The sequence below is a fragment of the Streptomyces regalis genome (assembly GCF_001509475.1).
Taxonomy (GTDB): domain Bacteria; phylum Actinomycetota; class Actinomycetes; order Streptomycetales; family Streptomycetaceae; genus Streptomyces; species Streptomyces regalis.
In genome coordinates, this window is the sequence record NZ_LLZG01000185.1 from 1 (window position 1) to 1,692 (window position 1,692).

1 protein-coding gene is annotated in these 1,692 nt (G+C 70.1%); it reads left to right on the forward strand.

What is annotated here, in order from left to right:
- The coding region (locus ADL12_RS21365; protein WP_062704277.1) for an outer membrane protein assembly factor BamB family protein at window positions 1-1,651 on the forward strand (1,651 nt) is incomplete at its 5' end.
- Window positions 1,652-1,692: the final 41 nt, after the last annotated feature.

A 1,692-nucleotide genomic window follows, 5' to 3' on the forward strand; every position in this document is an offset into this window, starting at 1 on the left:
CCCGCCGCCCGCCGCCCCGCAGCCGGGCTACGGCTACCCGCAGCAGCAGCAGCAGCCGGCCCAGCCCGGCCAGCCGGGCCCCTACGGCCAACCGCCGCAGCAGCCGGGCCCGTACGGCTACCCCCAGCAGCCCGCGCCCTACGGCCAGCAGCCCGCCCCGGGTTACGCCTACCCGCCCCAGCCGCAGTACCCGGGCGCCCCCGGCACCCCGCCGCCCGGCTCGGGCAACCCCTTCAAGGACAAGCCCGCCCTCGTCATCGGTGCCGCGGTCGCGGTGCTGCTCGTCCTCGCCGGCACCGTGTTCGCGGTGACCCGCGGAGGCGACGACGACCCGAAACCGCCGGTCGCCCAGCCGAGCGGCGACCCGAAGGGCTCCGGCTCCCCGACCGACGACCCCGACAACGGCGGTGGCGGTGGCGGCGCCGACCCGGAGAACCTCAACGGGGGCCGCCAGTCCGGTGAGTCGAAGGTGCTCTGGTACAAGCAGGCGCCCGACGCGCCCGCTTCCGGTGCCGACGCCCCCGGCATGTGGATCACCGACAAGGCCGCGGTGAAGGCGGCGTACAAGCAGCTCTTCGCCTACAACATCGGTGACGGCGAGGCCACTTGGGACCCGATCACCTTCCCGCAGAAGATCTGCGCGGTCACTCCGCAGAAGTCGGCCGACGACAAGATCGTCGTGGCGTACATGAGCGGCAGCAGCGACCGCGCCAAGTGCAACCAGCTCCAGCAGGTCGACCTCAACACCGGCGCCCAGGGCTGGAAGGGCAGTGTCGCCAACGGCGCGCTGTTCGACAGCACCCTCGACGTCGAACTGTCCATCACCGGCAAGACGCTGATGGTGGGTCGCTCGCAGTCCGGCACGGCGTACGACATCGACAGCGGCGAAAAGCTGTGGGACAAGACGCGATTCGGCGACAAGTGCTTCCCGGACGCCTTCGCGGGCGGTGAGAAGCTGATCGCCGTGGCGGGCTGCGACGCCACCGGCACCAACGAGCACGACGAGGTGCAGGAGCTCGACCCGGCGACCGGCAAGGTCAAGTGGACCTGGCAGTTCTCCAAGGGCTGGCAGGTCTCTCGCGTCTTCTCCCTCGACCCGCTGGTGATCTACAGCACCAACAAGGACAAGAAGCAGTGGAACATCTCCACGTTCGGCTCCGACGGCAAGCGTCGCTCGCAGGTCGAAGCCGCCCTCGAGATCGGCGCCCAGTGCGGCTGGGCCATCCTCCAGCGTGACCTCCAGGGCTGCACCGGTGTCGCCGCCGACACCGACATGCTCTACATGCCGACCAAGGCGACGACGGGCGCCAACGAGATCGTCGCGGTCAGCCTCGCCAACGGCAAGGAGAAGTGGCGCGTCAAGTCCCCGGCGGACGAGTCGATGCTGCCGATCAAGGTCGAGGACGGCAAGCTCATCGCCTACGTCGAGCCGTCGTACGACGGGGGCGGCCAGGTCGTGGCCATCCCGGTCACCGGCAGCAGCCACCAGCCGTCGAAGCTGCTGCAGAACCCGGCCAGCGCCGCGAGCGTCGAGAACGGCTTCTTCTCGAAGGACTTCGACTGGGTCGACGGGCGCCTCTACCTCTCCAGCACCCGGCTGAGCGGCAACGACCAGGCGAAGGAGAAGCTGATGCTCGTCTACGGCAAGTGAGGCGTGCGTCCCCTCTCCCCTTCCCCGCCACCCCCCCACCG